Source organism: Amphritea atlantica (assembly GCF_900111095.1).
GTDB lineage: Bacteria > Pseudomonadota > Gammaproteobacteria > Pseudomonadales > Balneatricaceae > Amphritea > Amphritea atlantica.
Map to the genome: position 1 here is coordinate 1 of NZ_FOGB01000010.1, position 16,563 is coordinate 16,563.

At 52.7% G+C, this 16,563-nt stretch carries 13 protein-coding genes and 3 tRNA genes; 8 read left to right on the top strand and 8 right to left on the bottom strand.

What is annotated here, in order from left to right:
• Positions 1-19: 19 nt before the first annotated feature.
• The 4 genes from BMY09_RS15300 to BMY09_RS15315 all read right to left on the bottom strand — a co-directional run bounded on the left by BMY09_RS15300 (position 20) and on the right by BMY09_RS15315 (position 1,463).
• Positions 20-95, bottom strand: a tRNA-Lys gene (locus tag BMY09_RS15300).
• A gap of 4 nt (positions 96-99) precedes the next feature.
• Positions 100-175, bottom strand: a tRNA-Asn gene (locus BMY09_RS15305).
• Positions 176-190: 15 nt separating this feature from the next.
• Positions 191-281 (bottom strand) — tRNA-Ser (locus tag BMY09_RS15310).
• A gap of 114 nt (positions 282-395) precedes the next feature.
• Positions 396-1,463, bottom strand: coding sequence for an AraC family transcriptional regulator (locus tag BMY09_RS15315; protein WP_091360088.1), 1,068 nt, complete (start codon positions 1,461-1,463; stop codon positions 396-398).
• 269 nt (positions 1,464-1,732) lie between these two features.
• On the opposite strand from BMY09_RS15315, the gene BMY09_RS15320 reads away from it, so the two are divergent.
• Positions 1,733-3,586: a DUF1302 domain-containing protein gene (locus tag BMY09_RS15320; RefSeq protein WP_091360089.1), complete on the top strand. Its 1,854-nt coding sequence runs from the start codon at positions 1,733-1,735 to the stop codon at positions 3,584-3,586.
• A 27-nt stretch (positions 3,587-3,613) separates the two neighbouring features.
• Positions 3,614-4,966, top strand: a complete 1,353-nt coding sequence (locus BMY09_RS15325) for a DUF1329 domain-containing protein (RefSeq protein ID WP_091360091.1) — start codon at positions 3,614-3,616, stop codon at positions 4,964-4,966.
• 73 nt (positions 4,967-5,039) lie between these two features.
• On the opposite strand, the gene BMY09_RS15330 is transcribed toward BMY09_RS15325, so the two are convergent.
• A complete protein-coding gene (locus BMY09_RS15330) occupies positions 5,040-5,258 on the bottom strand; it encodes a hypothetical protein (RefSeq protein ID WP_091360093.1) in 219 nt (72 codons plus the stop codon).
• Between the two features lie 246 nt (positions 5,259-5,504).
• Between BMY09_RS15330 and BMY09_RS15335 the strand changes: the two genes are divergently transcribed.
• The 4 genes from BMY09_RS15335 to BMY09_RS15350 all read left to right on the top strand — a co-directional run bounded on the left by BMY09_RS15335 (position 5,505) and on the right by BMY09_RS15350 (position 8,955).
• Positions 5,505-6,251 carry a fused MFS/spermidine synthase gene (locus BMY09_RS15335; protein WP_091360095.1) on the top strand — a complete coding sequence of 249 codons (747 nt, stop codon included), beginning with the start codon at positions 5,505-5,507 and terminating at the stop codon, positions 6,249-6,251.
• Between the two features lie 117 nt (positions 6,252-6,368).
• Complete coding sequence (gene luxS / locus BMY09_RS15340; protein ID WP_091360097.1) at positions 6,369-6,881, top strand: S-ribosylhomocysteine lyase; 513 nt, start codon at positions 6,369-6,371, stop codon at positions 6,879-6,881.
• A gap of 84 nt (positions 6,882-6,965) precedes the next feature.
• Entirely contained in the window at positions 6,966-7,802 is an 837-nt protein-coding gene (locus tag BMY09_RS15345; protein WP_091360099.1) for a CvfB family protein, read from the top strand.
• A gap of 85 nt (positions 7,803-7,887) precedes the next feature.
• Complete coding sequence (locus BMY09_RS15350; protein WP_091360101.1) at positions 7,888-8,955, top strand: hypothetical protein; 1,068 nt, start codon at positions 7,888-7,890, stop codon at positions 8,953-8,955.
• 132 nt (positions 8,956-9,087) lie between these two features.
• Here the strand turns inward: BMY09_RS15350 and BMY09_RS15355 are convergent, their stop codons facing one another.
• Positions 9,088-10,155 carry a M14 family metallopeptidase gene (locus tag BMY09_RS15355; RefSeq protein ID WP_091360103.1) on the bottom strand — a complete coding sequence of 356 codons (1,068 nt, stop codon included), beginning with the start codon at positions 10,153-10,155 and terminating at the stop codon, positions 9,088-9,090.
• Positions 10,155-11,645 carry a glutamate-cysteine ligase family protein gene (locus BMY09_RS15360; protein WP_091360269.1) on the bottom strand — a complete coding sequence of 497 codons (1,491 nt, stop codon included), beginning with the start codon at positions 11,643-11,645 and terminating at the stop codon, positions 10,155-10,157. The genes BMY09_RS15355 and BMY09_RS15360 overlap by 1 nt, the downstream gene beginning before the upstream one ends.
• Positions 11,646-12,179: 534 nt before the next feature.
• Here BMY09_RS15360 and selD point away from each other — a divergent pair.
• On the top strand, positions 12,180-14,411 hold the full coding sequence (gene selD / locus BMY09_RS15365; protein ID WP_091360104.1) for a selenide, water dikinase SelD: 2,232 nt from the start codon (positions 12,180-12,182) through the stop codon (positions 14,409-14,411).
• Positions 14,412-14,469: 58 nt separating this feature from the next.
• On the opposite strand, the gene BMY09_RS15370 is transcribed toward selD, so the two are convergent.
• Positions 14,470-15,162: a PilZ domain-containing protein gene (locus BMY09_RS15370; RefSeq protein ID WP_091360106.1), complete on the bottom strand. Its 693-nt coding sequence runs from the start codon at positions 15,160-15,162 to the stop codon at positions 14,470-14,472.
• Between the two features lie 152 nt (positions 15,163-15,314).
• Here BMY09_RS15370 and msrB point away from each other — a divergent pair, with 152 nt between their 5' ends.
• On the top strand, positions 15,315-16,481 hold the full coding sequence (msrB, locus tag BMY09_RS15375; RefSeq protein ID WP_091360108.1) for a peptide-methionine (R)-S-oxide reductase MsrB: 1,167 nt from the start codon (positions 15,315-15,317) through the stop codon (positions 16,479-16,481).
• The last annotated feature ends 82 nt before the right edge of the window (positions 16,482-16,563 follow it).

Genomic DNA, 16,563 nt, shown 5'->3' on the forward strand with positions numbered 1-16,563 from the left:
CTACTCTCCTGAGAGAGAGTGGTGGGTCGTATAGGATTCGAACCTATGACCAATTGGTTAAAAGCCAACTGCTCTACCAACTGAGCTAACGACCCGCTGTGGCTCCTCGAGCTGGACTCGAACCAGCGACCAATAGATTAACAGTCTACTGCTCTACCAACTGAGCTATCGAGGAACAACGTTCTCACTATGGCGGAGGGGCAGGGATTCGAACCCTGGGAGGGCTATCAACCCTCGCTGGTTTTCAAGACCAGTGCTTTCGACCACTCAGCCACCCCTCCAGTGAGGTCGCGTATATTAAAGGATTCCGTGTTTGTGTCAATACTTTAGAAGGGAAAAAATTAATTTTTTGCAGAATTTTATCGGATCGCAATCCCGGCAAATATCGTCAGCCATCAGCTCATTCCCAGACTGTACTTCTCACCATAGGTCTCACTGCGCCGATACTCCCCCGGTGTCATGCCGGTCCATTTTTTGAAAGAACGGAAAAACGCCGACGGCTCATCAAACCCCATCAGGGCTGCCACATCATTGATCGACAGTTGCGGCGAGTCCATATAGTTAATCGCCGCTTTCTTACGGCACTCATCCTTAATCTTCTGGTATGAGCTGTTCTCCTCCGCCAGACGGCGGCGCAGGGTTGATACCGACATATTCAGTTTAAAAGCCACCTCTTCCGCGCCGGGCAACTCGCGGCTGAAATCTTTACCCAGCATCGCTTTAACCTGCGAACGCAGACTCTGATCATTATCCACCATGACAATCAGCTGATAGGGGGCTGTTTGCAGAAACCCACGCAGGCTTTCATCACTCTGGATAATGGGATAATCAAGGTAGCGGGCCGGAAACACGATGGCATTGTCGTGCTGACCAAACTTTATCTCCGACTGAAACAGTGTCTCATAATGATAACTGTCGTCCTGCGGTGGAAAGGTAAAGTAAGCCGCCTTCAGATCAAGGCGTGAACCAATCAGCCAACTGATAAAGTGGTGCCACATCGACAGTCCGGTCCGCACTACTCCCGGCGCTTCGTTCTGAAGCATCTCGCGCACCTCTTTTTCGGGTACGGAACTGACCGGTGCAAAGGAGAGCTTGGCGTAGCGCCCCTTGCGCACCAGATAAGGCTTTACCTTAGTGCCGCGACAGATCTCATAAAAAGAGCTGCAGCGATAGATCGCCCGTTCCAGCGTCGGGCAGTGAATAATGGCATGGCACATCATCCGGAAAGTACCATTGGGCACCCGCCCTCCAGACACCATACCAAACGACTCATCCTGAGCAGTCCACATAATTCTCTGGTATAGCTGACCGAATTTGATAGCAGAAAACTCAGTTCGCTGCTCTATTTCAGTTGGATCTATGCCGACGACAGCCAGAAGTTCATCAAGATTATAGCCCTGCTTCTCAACCTGCGTCAGAAGGTAACGGACATAACCTGTTGGAACGGTGATGGTCTTTTCCATCGTTTTATCTCTGCTCTGCTAATATTTTTGTAATTTTAAGAACTTCAGATAGTATTCCTTTAACTTATATCATGAAAAACGAAAAAAATAGCCGAGACATTTTTTGTCAGTGAAAATGACAGCTATTGTTATTGAGCAAACAGGTTGAATTGAAGGATTATCTATTCTGCCTTAATTTCAGATGAAGCAAGCCTGAAGTCTGCAACCCGGTCCGAGGGACGGGCAGGCTGAACAAACAAAAATAACAAGTTACCGAGAAGGTGAACTAAATGGCAAAGAGATCGATAAGGACGTCAGCCCCCTGGCGTGCCACTCCTGTGCGCAATCAACTCGCGCGAAGTGTAACCCTTGCAATGCTGACAGCCTCAATCGCCGGACCGGCATCCGCTGTAGAATTTAACCTTGGAGAGATCGAAGGGCGATTTGATTCTCAACTGTCGGTTGGCTCGAGCTGGCGGATGAGCAACCCGAACGAGGGTCTGATCTCTAAGGCTAACGGTGGTACCAGTGCAGGCTCAGGTTCATACGATGATGGTACCCAGAACTATTCCAAAGGTGATGCCTTTTCGACTGTTCTAAAAGGCGTACATGATCTTCAACTGAGCAAGGACAATGTCGGCGTTTTTATCCGCGGTAAATACTGGTACGACTATGCCCTGAATGAAGGCAATGCGAACCACGGCAATATCCCAAATGGTTATGTGTCAAATACCCCACTGGATGACAACGGCTTTAATGATTATGCTCAGTTTTCCGGGGCAGAAATTCTCGACGCTTACGTTTTTGGCTCATTTGACCTCAGTGATAAGCCTCTCGACATCCGCCTCGGCCGTCAGGTCGTAAACTGGGGTGAAAGCACGTTCATACAGGGCGGCATCAACGTCATTAACCCATTCGACGTAAGTGCATTTCGCCGGGCAGGCGCTGAAGTAAAAGAGGGACTGTTACCGGTTAACATGGCGTTTGCCTCACTGGGTCTGACCGACAATCTTAGTGTTGAGGGTTTTTACCAGCTTGAATGGGAAAAAACCGCGATTGATGGTTGCGGCACATATTTCTCAACTAATGACTTCACCGCTGAAGGCTGTAACGGCATCCGCATCCGCAGTGATAACCCTGCGCTGGCAGCGACGAATAGCCCAGACTCTGTATATTTCAACACCTTTGACGGCAGCCCCCCTTTTAGTACCGATCTGGTGGTAAACAGAGCTGCAGATGGCATCAGAGAAGCCGATGACAGTGGTCAGTTTGGTGTTGCCTTCCGCTATTTTGCCGAAGAGCTAAACAGTACGGAGTTTGGTCTGTATCTGGCGCAATATCACAGCCGGCTACCGCTGATCAGTGGTATTAAGGCCGATCTTGTTTCACTGGGTACACTGGGCCAGCTGGGCGTCTTCCAGTCGCAGTATTTTGTTGAATACCCGGAAGATACCAAACTGATCGGACTTAGCTTTAGCACCAGCCTGGGTGATGTCGCCTGGTCGGGAGAGGTCAGCCATAAGATGGATGTCCCTCTACAAATGAATGGACCGATGCTGGTTGCCGCAATGCTTTCATTAGGTAACCCGGCAGTATCCGGCAACAACCCTGCCAACTCACTGGTAGCTTCAACCGGCTTCGGCGAAGATATTCATGGCTACAGTACTTTTGATATCACTCAGGTACAAACCAGCTTTGTAAAATTTGTTGATCAGGTGATGGGCGCCAGCCGGATGACACTGATTGGTGAACTGGGCTGGACCCATGTGCACGACCTTGATGAGAGTGCAACCGCACTGAAGTATGGTCGAAACGGTATCTTTGGTTATACTCCGGGGGATACTGAAGGTTTTGTAACCCAGGACTCCTTCGGTTACGTTGTCCGGGCAAATCTCACCTACCCGAATGCCTTTGCCGGGGTTAACCTCAAACCTGAAATCAGCTTTAAACATGGTATTAACGGTTATGGCCCTCAACCAGGCGCAGCCTTTAACGAAGGCGAAAAAACAGCCACTATCAGCCTGACCGCCGATTACCTGAACCAGTATCAGGTTCAACTAGGCTATACCAACTTCTTTGGTGGTGACTATAACCCGGTTGACGACCGCGACTTTCTGTCTCTCAGCGCTTCGGTCTCTTTCTAACAGTTAAGGATTACAGGAGAATTTTCTATGACGTTTAAATCGACTGCCCTGATCCTTGGCTCTGCCCTGGGATTAAGTTTAAGCCTGCAGACACTGGCCGCTGTTTCAGACACAGAAGCCGCCAAGCTGGGTGCATCATTAACCCCTATGGGGGCTGAAAAAGCCGGCAACGCAAACGGCACCATCCCTGCGTGGGATGGTGGTTTGCCCGCGGGTGGAGAGCGTTTTAATGACCCTTATGGTGATGAACAACCTCTCGCTACGATTACGGCGGCAAACGCTGCTGAATATAAACAACATCTGACGCCGGGCCAGTTAGCACTGTTTGCCAAATACCCGGACAGCTTCCGGATGAACATCTATCCAACCCATCGCAGTGCCTCCCTGCCCCAGTCTCAGTATGATCACGCCCGTCAAAATGCGGTGCAGTCGGAACTGGTAGACAATGGTAACGGACTGAGTGCAAATACCCTTGAGGGAATCCCTTTCCCAATTCCTCAGAATGGCCTGGAAGTTATCTGGAACCATATGTCCCGTTACCGCGGCGGAGCCCTTGAGCGCACCTTCGTACAGGTGCCGGTGCATGAGAATGGCAACTTTGTGCCGGTGAAGATTACCGAGAAGATGTCCTGGCCCAGCTACCTGAAAGAGGGGCGTACGGAGCAGGATGATAATATTCTGTTTTACTTTGTACAGGAGATTCAGGCACCCGCCCGACTGACCGGCAATGTGTTGCTGGTGCATGAAGCACAGAATCAGATCGCCAAACCCCGTCAGGCATGGATCTACAATGCCGGGCAGCGCCGGGTTCGTCGCGCTCCGCAGATCGCCTATGATGCACCGGGCACCGCTTCAGACGGCCAGCGCACCTCAGACAATCTGGATATGTTTAACGGCGCGCCCGACCGCTACAACTGGAAACTGGCTGGTAAGGAGGAGATCTACATCCCCTATAACAGCTATAAACTGGCGGACCGCAACCTGAAATACAACGATATTCTGAAACCAGGTCATATGAACCCGGACTATACCCGCTATGAGTTGCACCGGGTGTGGAAGGTTGAAGCGACCCTGAAAGAGGGGGCACGACATATCTATGCGAAACGGGTCTTCTATATTGATGAAGATACCTGGCAGGCAGCGATTGTTGACCACTATGATGGTCGGGGTCAGCTGTGGCGCGTCGGTGAAGCTCATGAGATGCAGTATCAGGATGCTCAGGTGCCCTGGTTAACCGCTGAAGCACTCTATGACCTGCAGTCCGGGCGCTATCTGGTGGGCAGTCTGACCAATGAGGAGGGCGATGGATTCGACTTTAAAGCGCGCTTTAAGCACAGCGACTTTACGCCACAGGCGATCCGCCGCATGGGCATTCGTTAATCCGCCTGCAGAAAGTAAAGAAGGAGCCCTCAGGCTCCTTCTTTTTTATTGTTATTATCTGCTGTCTGAACCATTAACCGTGACGATGCAGCGCTCGCGCCTGAACGGCCGCAGCGCTTCTTGCCCCCTGCTGCCAGGCAGCCAGAGCATCTTCACAACCACTGCACACGCCAACATTCAGTTCCCGGTCAACAATAATCCAGGTACATTTGCCATAATCGGTATCACAGCTGTGATGATCATCACAGCCGCAGCCGATACAATGGGCCAGCACCAGCTCACTCTGCTTCATGAGTTTCTCCCACTTTTTTGTTTTTATCCTTACTGCAAGCAGGTAATAATAGATCAAACCCGTTCCACTTTCCGTTCAACTAAGTAGTTAGTTGAGATGAAAAAGAATCAACTGCTGAGAGAATCATTGAACAGATCTACACTTCAGCCACAAAATCATGATCCAGATCAATACCTGTTGTGCGATGCAGCAAATAGCACGAATATTTTAGGGAGAAACCTTTGAACACCATTCCGGACAGTGACTATGCAGGGTACTGAGATCGCCCGCCATTTTGATGAGTATGGCCCGATCTACGTTTACGATGATGGCCCCTATCGTTACATGAGCTTTGGCTCCGGCGGTGAACAGAGCCGGATCGATCGTAGCCGTCCGGAATACCCGGTCTATCAATACCTGCAAGCGATGCTGCTGGGCCTGTTATACCAGCCCGACCCACAACGGGCACTGATGCTGGGTCTGGGGGGCGGATCACTGGTACACGCACTGCTGAGTTATTCATCCAACTTGTCGATCTGTGTTGCGGAACTCCGGCAACAGGTGCTGAATATCGCCTGCGAGCATTTCCTGTTGCCGGACACCGACCGCCTGAGCATCACCATCAGCGATGCCCTGGAATACCTCTGTCAAGCAACCACCCCTTGCGACCTGATCTTTACCGATCTGTTCAGCGATGCCGGTATGCAGCATCAGCAGTTGCAAAAAGAGTACCTTGAACAGTGCTACCGTCTGCTGACGGATCATGGAGTACTGGTGCTCAACCTGTGGGATGAGGGTAACGGTTATCATCCGCTGGCTAACCAGCAACTATCAGACCTGTTTGGTGATAACTGGCTCTGCTGTACCGTCGATAGCGGCAACCTGATCGCCTTTGCTTTCAAGAGCGGCAAGCCGGAATCAAACCCCAGAGTACTGCTTAATGGTGCTAAAAAGCTGGAGAAGCAGCTGGGGTTTCCCGCCCGCAAACTACTGAACCGGCTACAGGAGATCTGAACGGCGGGCGACACAAAAGAAATCCGGAGAAAGGGTTAATTTCCCAGCGTAATACTGGGATAATCGGCGACTATACTATGGTTATTCCTGTTATTTACCCAAGCGAGAGATTCAGACATGCCTCTGCTAGATAGTTTTACTGTTGACCACACCCGAATGAATGCACCGGCGGTTCGTGTTGCTAAAAAAATGACAACACCCGGTGGCGATACCATTACGGTTTTTGATCTGCGCTTCTGTCGTCCGAATGAAGAGATCCTGAGTGAAAAAGGGATCCACACGCTGGAGCACCTGTTCGCCGGCTTTATGCGCGATCATCTGAACGGCAACGGCGTTGAGATTATCGATATCTCCCCTATGGGCTGCCGCACCGGTTTCTATATGAGCCTGATCGGCACCCCGGAAGAGCAGAGTGTCGCTGGCGCCTGGCTGGAATCGATGGATGATGTACTGAAGGTTGAACAACAGAACCAGATTCCAGAACTGAACGAATATCAGTGTGGCACCTACCATATGCACTCTCTGGATGAGGCTAAAGCGATCGCTGACACTATCCGCCAGCGTGGCGTGGGCGTTAACAGCAATGATGAACTGAAACTTGATCCTGAGTTTCTGCAGTCTCACTCCTGATTAGCGCAGATTTCTGATCCGGAACGGAGCCAGGCTAAAGCGAGTATGGCTCCGTTTTTTATTGACTAAGAGGCAACACAAACCATGGCAATGATCGGCCGGTTCAACACTCTGGAAGTAACCAAGCAGGTTAAGTTCGGCGTTTATCTTGATGGTGAAGAACTGGGGGATATTCTGCTGCCTCAGCGCTATGTGCCCGATAACACTCAGCCAGGAGATCGACTGGAGGTGTTTATCTACCGTGATTCCGATGACCTGCTGATCGCCACCACCGAAACGCCAAAAGCACAGATCGGCGAGTTTGCCTGTCTCAAAGTGGTCGACCTGAACCGCACCGGTGCTTTTTTCGACTGGGGGCTGCCAAAAGATCTGCTGGTACCTTTCAGCGAACAGAAGAAAACCGTAGAGAAGGGTCAGGAACAGATCGTCTATCTCTATCTGGATCAGGAAACCGACCGCATTGCCGGCTCCACTAAGCTGAACAAATTTCTCGATAACTACCCGCACCGTTACGAGAAGGGCCAGCAGGTAGACCTGATCATCGAAGAACATACCCACATCGGTTACAAAGCGATTATCAACGGTCAGCACTGGGGCGTGATCTACGATGATGATCTGTTCAAGCCGGTGCGCTATGGTCAGCGCATGAAGGGCTTTATCAAACTGATCCGCCCGGATGGCAAGATCAACCTGAGCCTGCAGCAGTTGGGGTATGGCAAAACCGATGATCTGGGTAAACGTATCATGCACCTGCTGGAAGAGCATGATGGTTATATTGCCGCCAATGACAAAACCTCACCGGAAACGATAAAACGTCTGTTCAGCTGCAGTAAAAAAGCGTTCAAACTGTCGATCGGGCGCCTCTACAAAGAGCGCCGTATTGCGATAGAAGCGGATGGTATCCGCCTGCTGAAAAAGTAGTCAGCGAGGGGGATTCCTCATCTGGCGCTTACAAAATACAGGAAAACCCTGATAAGATAGCCTCCCCGACCCGAGGAGTAGCGCTATGACACAGGCCCTGATAATTGCCGCCGCAAAAACCGTAGATGCTCGCGGCTCTCTGAAGCACTGTCTGGATCTGGAAGCGACCCTGCATCAGCAGGGCATCCGCTTAACTGAGCTGATCATCGACCCGCTCAGCACTCCCTGGCACAGCGCACTGGAACAACATCACTACCGCAGCGGCTGCGGCCCGATTGAAGCACTGGCCGATGCCCGGCAGATGATTATCAGCGGCTCAACCGATGCCGTAGTGATCAGCGGTAAAGATATGCTGCGTAGCGGCTATGAGCGTCAGCAACGGCTTGATCTGATGGCAATTTATGGTGACGACTACCCCCTGACCACTGCCTATAATCAACTGGCGGAACAGTTTATCCACCGCCATGGCGCCGATGCTCAGCTATTTCAGCAACTGGCTCACCACCTGTTTGAAAACTATAAATGCAGTTACCGAAACGTAGTTTCAGACCAGTTATTAGCTGAACAGCTACCCGATGAGCGCTGGTATAACCATATCACTCCCCTGTTCAGAGGGGTCGATTGCGCCAATCCGCTGATCGATTTCTCCGGCCGGTTACTGCTCTGCAGTGCAGCGATCGCCCAACAGCTGGTGCCCCCTGAGGAATGCCTTGAGGTCGCCGGAGTCGGGTTGGGCTTCCTGCCCGCTGATGGTCAGCAGCATGTAGAAGACATTGTCAGTTACACCCATCTTGAAACCGCTTACAAAGCCGCCTGTGAACAGGCAGATACCGACTTCGCCCAACGGTTTCGCAATGGTGATGCCCTGTTGGAGGTTTACACCTGCTATCCGGTGGTGCCGATCGCCTTTTTACTGACCAGTGGGCTGGTCGACCTGCTGGAGCAGGTGCCCGCTTTTCTGGAACAGCATCTGATCACCATCACCGGCGGGATGAACCTGGCAAAAGGCCCGTGGAACAATCCAGCCCTCAACAGTCTGATCGAGATGCATCAGCAGCTCACCGCCAGCCCCGATCATCAGGTTGGCGCGGTTCATGGTAATGGCGGACTGGGGTATAAACAGGGCGTTGCGATACTTAAAAAGTGCCTCTGAAACGTGCAGAGCTGGTGTGAAAAGTTACCCACAGAATCTGTGCATAACCTCTGGGGAAAACTCTGCATAACCCACCTAATGGTTCGCCAGAGCCTGTCAGGCCGGGCCCTTTCAAAGCTGGTCAGGTTCTGGTCAGTGCTCATTGTCAGCTCTGGGATCAACCATCTGCTCAAGCTCAATATCGGCACAGGCGTAGAACAGGCAATCACTGAGCGCAATCGCCGGGTTAGTGGTTATCATAAACAGTTTAAGTTGCTGGGCAGAATAGAGCCCTGATGCCCGGCTGAGGAAATAGTGTGGCAGCAGGTTCTCCCCCGTAGCGCTCTGCACCCGGAATACCGACATCCCCTCAGAACCAAGCCAGCCCAACCGGGTCAGCGCCGGTATCGTACCAAAATTAAACCTCTCCACATCAGGAGGAACGGTCAGATCAGCCCCCGCAACCGGCTGCTCAGCAAAGGCTATCCGGCAACTGGGTAACAACTGCAGTCTCACTGCATCTTTATACAGATCCATTACCAGCCCGGATGGCGGATGTAACACCTGCTCATTGAACAGATATCGTTGTAACCCTTCCTCTGCCACCCGGTCCGACCCGGCTTGTCCGGCACCACCACACTCAATGGTTACGACAGGCATCTGTTGACAACTCAACTCCATCAGAGCCCCTAAACGCAGCTCTGTGACGATCATCCGCTGGGTAAACAGTGCCACCAGCGCTTCATGTTCAGGGTTTTCACTGACCACCACCCCAAAGGCGGGGCTCATGCCGGAGGTGTTATGGATATCCAGCAGAGCTTCTGGCTGATACTGCGCCAGCAGTTCGATGAAGTGCCGGGCAATATGTCCCGGATTATCCTCAAATGGAGGAGCAAAGCAGCGGTTTAAATCCCGCTGTCCCGGCATCTGGCGATGACAGAAAAGCGTCTCATGCAGGGCGGTCTGCACGGAAGCGATCAGGCAGATCAACCGAACCGCAGGACGCTCACCCGTGCGCAGCCATTTAAGCAGAGCTTTAACGCCGGAAGGCTCATTGCCATGCAGCAGGGTAGCAACAGCCCGGCAGCGGCTGTTATCCCGGCCATCCACCACAATCAGAGTGGGGCCACCCAGCCGCCTTAGAAACAGCTCCACCTCCGGTGGCAGAGAAGCCGGGTCTGGATTATGAATAAACTGTATCGGGTGTGATTGTCGTGGCATCAGATATCCTCCCATTCAGCCACCGGACGATTGTTGCCACAGTGATCAATATAGTGTTCCAGCATAGATCGCAACGCCCGTCGTTTTACCAGTGATGCTGATAACCGTTCAAACTGTCTTAACTGCCAGCAGGCGCCATTGGTTTTCGCCTGCAAACGCTGACGGATAATCCTCAGATAGTGATCAGCTTCTGCAGCATCGATTCCCGCCCTCAGTAAGCCTTTCCGGGCCACCGGCAACAGTGCAGCCACAATATCCACCGCCGCACGCCGGGTTAACTGTTCACGGGGGCCGCTGGGCCACATCAGTTGCGCGCCCATACCAAAGCGGGCGGCCTGATAAAAATTATACTCCAGGGTTTTGAAGGGCATCGCCGGAATAATCTCCTCGATGCGGCCACGCAGCCCTTCGGCCAGGCCGATAATCAGCGCCGCATTTGCCATCATATCGCAGGGACTGGGTCCCGCCGGTAATGAACGGATCTCAATACGCAGATGCCCGCCATCAACCGGATCGTACACCGGACGATTCCAGGGCCAGACGGTCCCCTGATGCAGCGTCAGTTCAAACAGAGAGTGGTTATCGGCATCTCCAACGGTCTTAGCAGTACGGCGATGGCCGCTTTCACACACCGGCAGAATTGGCTTATGCAGATAGACGGCTTCGGCAAACAGCTCATGAACCCCATGCCTGACCCAGCCATGACCAAAACTCACGCGCTCAGCCTCTCCGGTTTTCACCGAACAGTTACCGCTGCCATCGATAGCCTGTTTGAACAGTGGTACCCGGGTTTCATGCCAGAGCCGGTTGCCCAGCAGGAACGGTGAATTGGCTGAGATCGCCAGTACCAGAGGGGTGACCAGCTGAATCGCGTTATAGCTATCGGCAAACTGCTGAGGAGTAACACGATAGTGCATCTGCAGCGAAGTATTCGCCCCCTCCAGGGTGACGTCCGAAGCGCGCAGGGAGATCGGATCTTCACCATCGATGCGAATCGCGACGGTCTCTCCCCGCATCTCAGCCAGCGCCCGGGTCAGCGCATGATAACGGGACAGATCGGTCATCGCATGCAGTCCAAAGTCTTTTCGCTGCAGTGTCGGCAGAATACCGATCGGTAGCACCCGGCCATCGAAAGGTTGAGCGAGCTCATTGAGCCGTTCCAGTATTGTACGGATTTCAGCCTCGATAGCTGAAAATGGCCTGCCCTCTATCCCGACCGGGGTCAGATTATATTCAAGATTGTAACGATTCAGCTCCAGTGTCAGCTGCGGGTCTCCCAGTTGTTTCTGGACCTCACTGTTCACCGGTAGCGGCCGCCCCAGCTTATCAACGATGTAGAGCTCCAGCTCGGCCCCCAGGGTAGCCCCCCCCAGACCGAAACCAGGCTCACGTAGTAACTGTGCCAACTCATCCAGATTAGCAAACAGCCTGCGGGTAAAACGCTCATAGTCCTGCCGGGTAAATTCAGATTTCTTAATCTCAAGTCCCATTATCAGTTCCACTCCGGTGCCTGGTTACATTCAGTTAAGACGCAGCCCGGTTATTCTTCAATGTTAATACGCAACGACAGGATCAGTTTTTATCCCCGGTTTCTGTGGATATCCTTTGGGAAAACCTTTGCACAGCAACTTATAACTCCTCTCAGCCCCTGCAAAAACGGCAGTTGTGAGGCCGGGTCAGTTTATAAGCAACAAAACCAACAAATAATATTGATAGTCATTCTCATTTACATTAATATCAGCTCTGTCCGTAAGTACTGGCAGATGACTCTCACCTCACCGGTTATCTGTCTGCGGCGCAGAGACTGATTTGGCCAGTCCCTGCGTCTTGCTTACGGGCAATGATATGCAGCGATGGGATCATGTTTATGGTAAACGCTGGCCTTGCAGCGCTTACCAGCATGCCCGCTGGTAATATCAGGCTCTTGTTAATATTGACCGGGTGCAATCACCCGGTATTTTTTTCTTATCTCTGGCCATTTATTCGCTAATATATAGCAAACTTTTTTCACAGGCCGAGCACCGATGCAACAGGACCCTACCCCCGCCAGTAAACACCTGATCTTAATCGGAGGTGGACACGCCCACGCTATTGCCCTGCTCATGATGGCAATGAACAAGCCCGCTGGAGTGCGCATTACCCTGATCTCTAACCTGGTGCAGACACCCTATTCGGGCATGCTGCCAGGATTAATTGCCGGACATTACAGTTTCGATCAGGTGCATATCGACCTGGGCCGTTTCTGCCGCTATGCCGGAATCGACTTTATCGAAGACAGGGTGACCGGTATCGATCCGCTCAACCGCACTGTGCAGTGCCTTCACCACCCAGATTTCAGTTACGACCTGCTGAGTATCGACACCGGTTCAACCCCCGATCTGAGCACTATTCCCGGCGCAACAGAGTTCACCACCGGGGTTAAACCGGTTAAACCGTTACTGGATTACTGGGACGCATTGCAGAACCGTGTACTGCAGGGGGATGACCAGCAGGATATTCATATCGGCACAGTCGGTGGTGGTGCCAGTGCGGTTGAAGTGATGCTGGCGATGCAGTACAAACTGCACAAGTTACTCAGTAAAGAGCAGCGACGTACCAGCCATCTGCATTTCCATATTATTTGCGGCCCACAGCAGATTCTGACGGGCCACAATAACCGGGTAAAAAAACGCTATCTGAACGTGTTGAAACAGCGAAACATTGCGCTGCACACCGGGTTCCGCGTCGCTCAGGTAAAACAGGGGCGGGTGATCAGTGACACCGGAGAGGTTATCGAACTGGACGAGATAATCTGGGCAACCTCCGCCAGCGGTGCCCAATGGCCTGCCCGGGCAGGACTTGAGTGCTCTGATAACGGCTGTATCCGGGTCAATGACTATCTGCAGTCGATCTCCCATCCAGAGATATTTGCCACCGGTGATATTGCCGATATGGTTAACCACCCGCGCCCCAAAGCGGGGGTGTTTGCGGTACGTCAGGGAGCCCCGCTACTACGCAACTTGCTGGCCGCCCTCGCCGGGCAACCCCTGATCCGTTTCCGGCCACAGCAACAGTTTCTCAGTCTGATCAGCACTGGCGATCGCTATGCAGTTGCCTCCCGTGGGCCCTTCAGTTTTGCTGGTGCCTGGGTGTGGCGCTGGAAAGACCATATTGATCAGAAATTCATGCAACGTTTCAGCGATCTGACGCAACTGCCGGACCAGGTTCCCGGCGCTCAGCTGAAAATCGAAAATCCGGATATGCGTTGTGGTGGCTGCGGCGCCAAAGTGGGCCACAGTATTCTCAACCGGGTGCTGAAACAGCTGCCACCACCGTCCAACGACATTGAGATCGGTCTGAACCGCCCCGATGATGCTGCAGTGATAGCGGTACCGCCGGGCAAGCTATTGGTGCAGTCAGTCGATAGTTTTCGCCAACTGGTCAGCGACGATTATCTGTTTGGTCAGATTGCGGCAAACCATGCGCTGGGGGATATCTTTGCCATGGGGGCTATCCCGCAGAGTGCTCAGGCGATTGTCTGCCTGCCCTATGCCAGCGATGAGATTGTTGAACAGCGGTTGCGCCATCTGTTGCTCGGCGCCAGTAAGGTGTTTACCGAATGCGGCATCGGCCTGATCGGCGGCCACACATCGGAAGGTGCCGAACTGACGCTGGGCTTCACCATTAATGGGCTGGCCGAACGTCAGCAACTGCTCACCAAACAGGGACTGCAACCGGGAGACCGGTTAATCATCACCAAACCCCTGGGCACCGGCACGCTGTTTGCCAGCGACATGCGCAGCCAGGCGCAGGGACGCTGGATAAGTCAGGCGCTGCAACATATGCTGCACTCCAACTACCGCGCCAGCGAAATTCTCACCGCTGCCGGAGCGCATGCCTGTACCGATATCACCGGTTTTGGCCTGTTGGGTCATCTGCATGAGATGCTCGATGGCTCCAGCCTCGGTGCCCGGCTATGGCTGGAGAAGCTGCCGGTCATGGAAGGTGCCCTGGCCTGCCTGCGAGCGGGGCTATTCAGTTCTCTTCACCCTCAAAACCGAAAATTTTCGCCGGTCCTGGATAACCTGGATGAGTTCAGTGGTGACACACTAACTGAGCTGCTGTTTGACCCGCAAACCGCTGGCGGACTGCTCGCAGCGGTCAGTTCAGATCAGGCGGATGCGGTGGTTGCCGAACTCCAGGCAGCAGGCTACCCCGAAGCCTGCGCCATCGGCAGTATCAGACCCGAGGGCAACGGTTCGGTTACCCTGATGTAGAAGGATAAAGGCGTTTAACAGATAGCACGGAACCTAGTGGCGACAGACAATACCCGGATCAGAAATGGTCCCTGATAGACTCCAGTTTCAGCGCTGTAATGTAACGCAGAATCACATCACGATCAGCGGTAAACGCAACCCCCACCTGCTGATCTGCCACCGACAACGACATCACCCTGGAGTGCACTTCCGAGAGTTGCTCATCAAAGGGCAGCTGCAGCCTCAGAATACACTCCTGCTGTTCGCTACGGGCAGTCTGCAACAGTTCAGAATCCTCCAATGAGGTCAGTTTCAGCAGCCCGCCGCCGCTGCTAAAGTTGACCATAATGCCGCTGATACTGTTTTCACCAATCACCAGCTCAGCCGGAATCGCACAGGGATAGCGTGGTTCCTTGCGCAACAGCCGCGACTGAATCTTGTTTGGATAGGTTGTCATCAGCAACCTGCCGCCCTGCAGGAAGAGATCAACAACTTCGGTTTCAAAGGCATAAACCCGACCATGGGAGATCATCCGCATCACCAGCTTTCTTTTACTGGTAAACGTATCCCGGTAGGTCAGTTCATCGGTCCCCATACCGCTTTTCTTCAGCTGCGAGACCGCGGGTAAACGGGTGATCACCACCTTGCCATCAACACCAAAGAAACGGGAGATATATTTAAGACCTCCACCAGCATCACTAACCTGTATCACACATCCCTGTTCAATCGCTGGCAGTTCATCAAGGATGACACTCGCATTTCTACTTGGCATCAGTATTCCATTTATCTTAGTGCTTACAGGTCAATCAATACTACAGCACTGTTCAGGGGTCAAAGCAAACATCACCATTTTGGAATTTTCAGTTTGATTTCATTGCCCGGCGGTAGGCTTAGATCATTCAGTGTTTATGGAGTATTAGAACGATGAGAACAAAGATAGCGGTGTTTCTGGTCGCCCTGACGGGCATAACCGTACTCAGCGTAACCGCCGGTCCGGAGACCGTGGTGCGCGAAGATCTTGAACAACAGGGTCTGAAAGTCGCCACCTTTGCCGGAGGCTGCTTCTGGTGTACCGAAGCGGGCTTTGAAAAACTACCCGGGGTAGTAGAGGCGATCTCCGGTTACGCCGGCGGTCAGGCGATTAACCCAACCTATAAACAGGTCTCCTCCGGCACCACCGGGCACACAGAATCAGTGCAGGTCTATTATGACCCCAAAGTGATTACCTATGCTGGCTTACTGCAGTCCCTCTGGCGTCAGATGGATCCTACCGATGGCGATGGCTCATTTGTTGACCGGGGTAATCAGTACCGTCCGGCCGTGTTCTATCACAACCAACAGCAACGCCTGATTGCAGAAAAGTCGATGCAGGAGCTGGCAGCCTCTGGCCGCTATAGCAAACCGTTAGCAACAGAGCTGACCCCACTGACCCGGTTTTACCCGGCTGAGGAGTATCATCAGGATTATTACAAGCATAATCCCCTCAGGTATAAATACTACCGCTTCCGTTCCGGTCGCGATCAGTATCTGGAGAAAACCTGGGGCGATGACCTGCACCCGGACTTTACTCAGTTCGGCCGTGACCTGCCACAGGCATCAACCCCGATGAAAGATACTACTCAGAAGGCCGCAGTGGCCAGCCGTTTCGCGCAATTCAGAAAGCCCTCTGAAAAGCAGCTGCGCAACACCCTAACCGAACTGCAATATGAGGTTACTCAGGAGGAGGGCACCGAGCGGGCGTTTCATAATGAGTTCTGGAATGAGAAACGGGAGGGGATCTACGTGGATATCGTCAGCGGTGAACCCCTGTTCTCGTCCACAGACAAGTTTAAATCCGGTACCGGTTGGCCCAGCTTTACCCGACCGATCACCTCCACTGCGGTGACGGAGCATACCGATACTAAGTTCTTTATGACCCGTACTGAAGTGCGCAGCCAGTATGCTGATTCCCATCTGGGACATCTGTTCAGCGATGGTCCGCAACCCACCGGGCTGCGGTACTGTATCAACTCAGCAGCACTGCGTTTTATTCCGCGGGAGCAACTGGTTACCGAGGGATATGGTGAACTGCTCAGTCTGTTTAGCGAGTAATACAATGGATAACGCTCAGACAGTGACTATCATAGCTGAGCGATCGATAAAAATAGGATAAACTGCGCTAAAGACCTTCAAC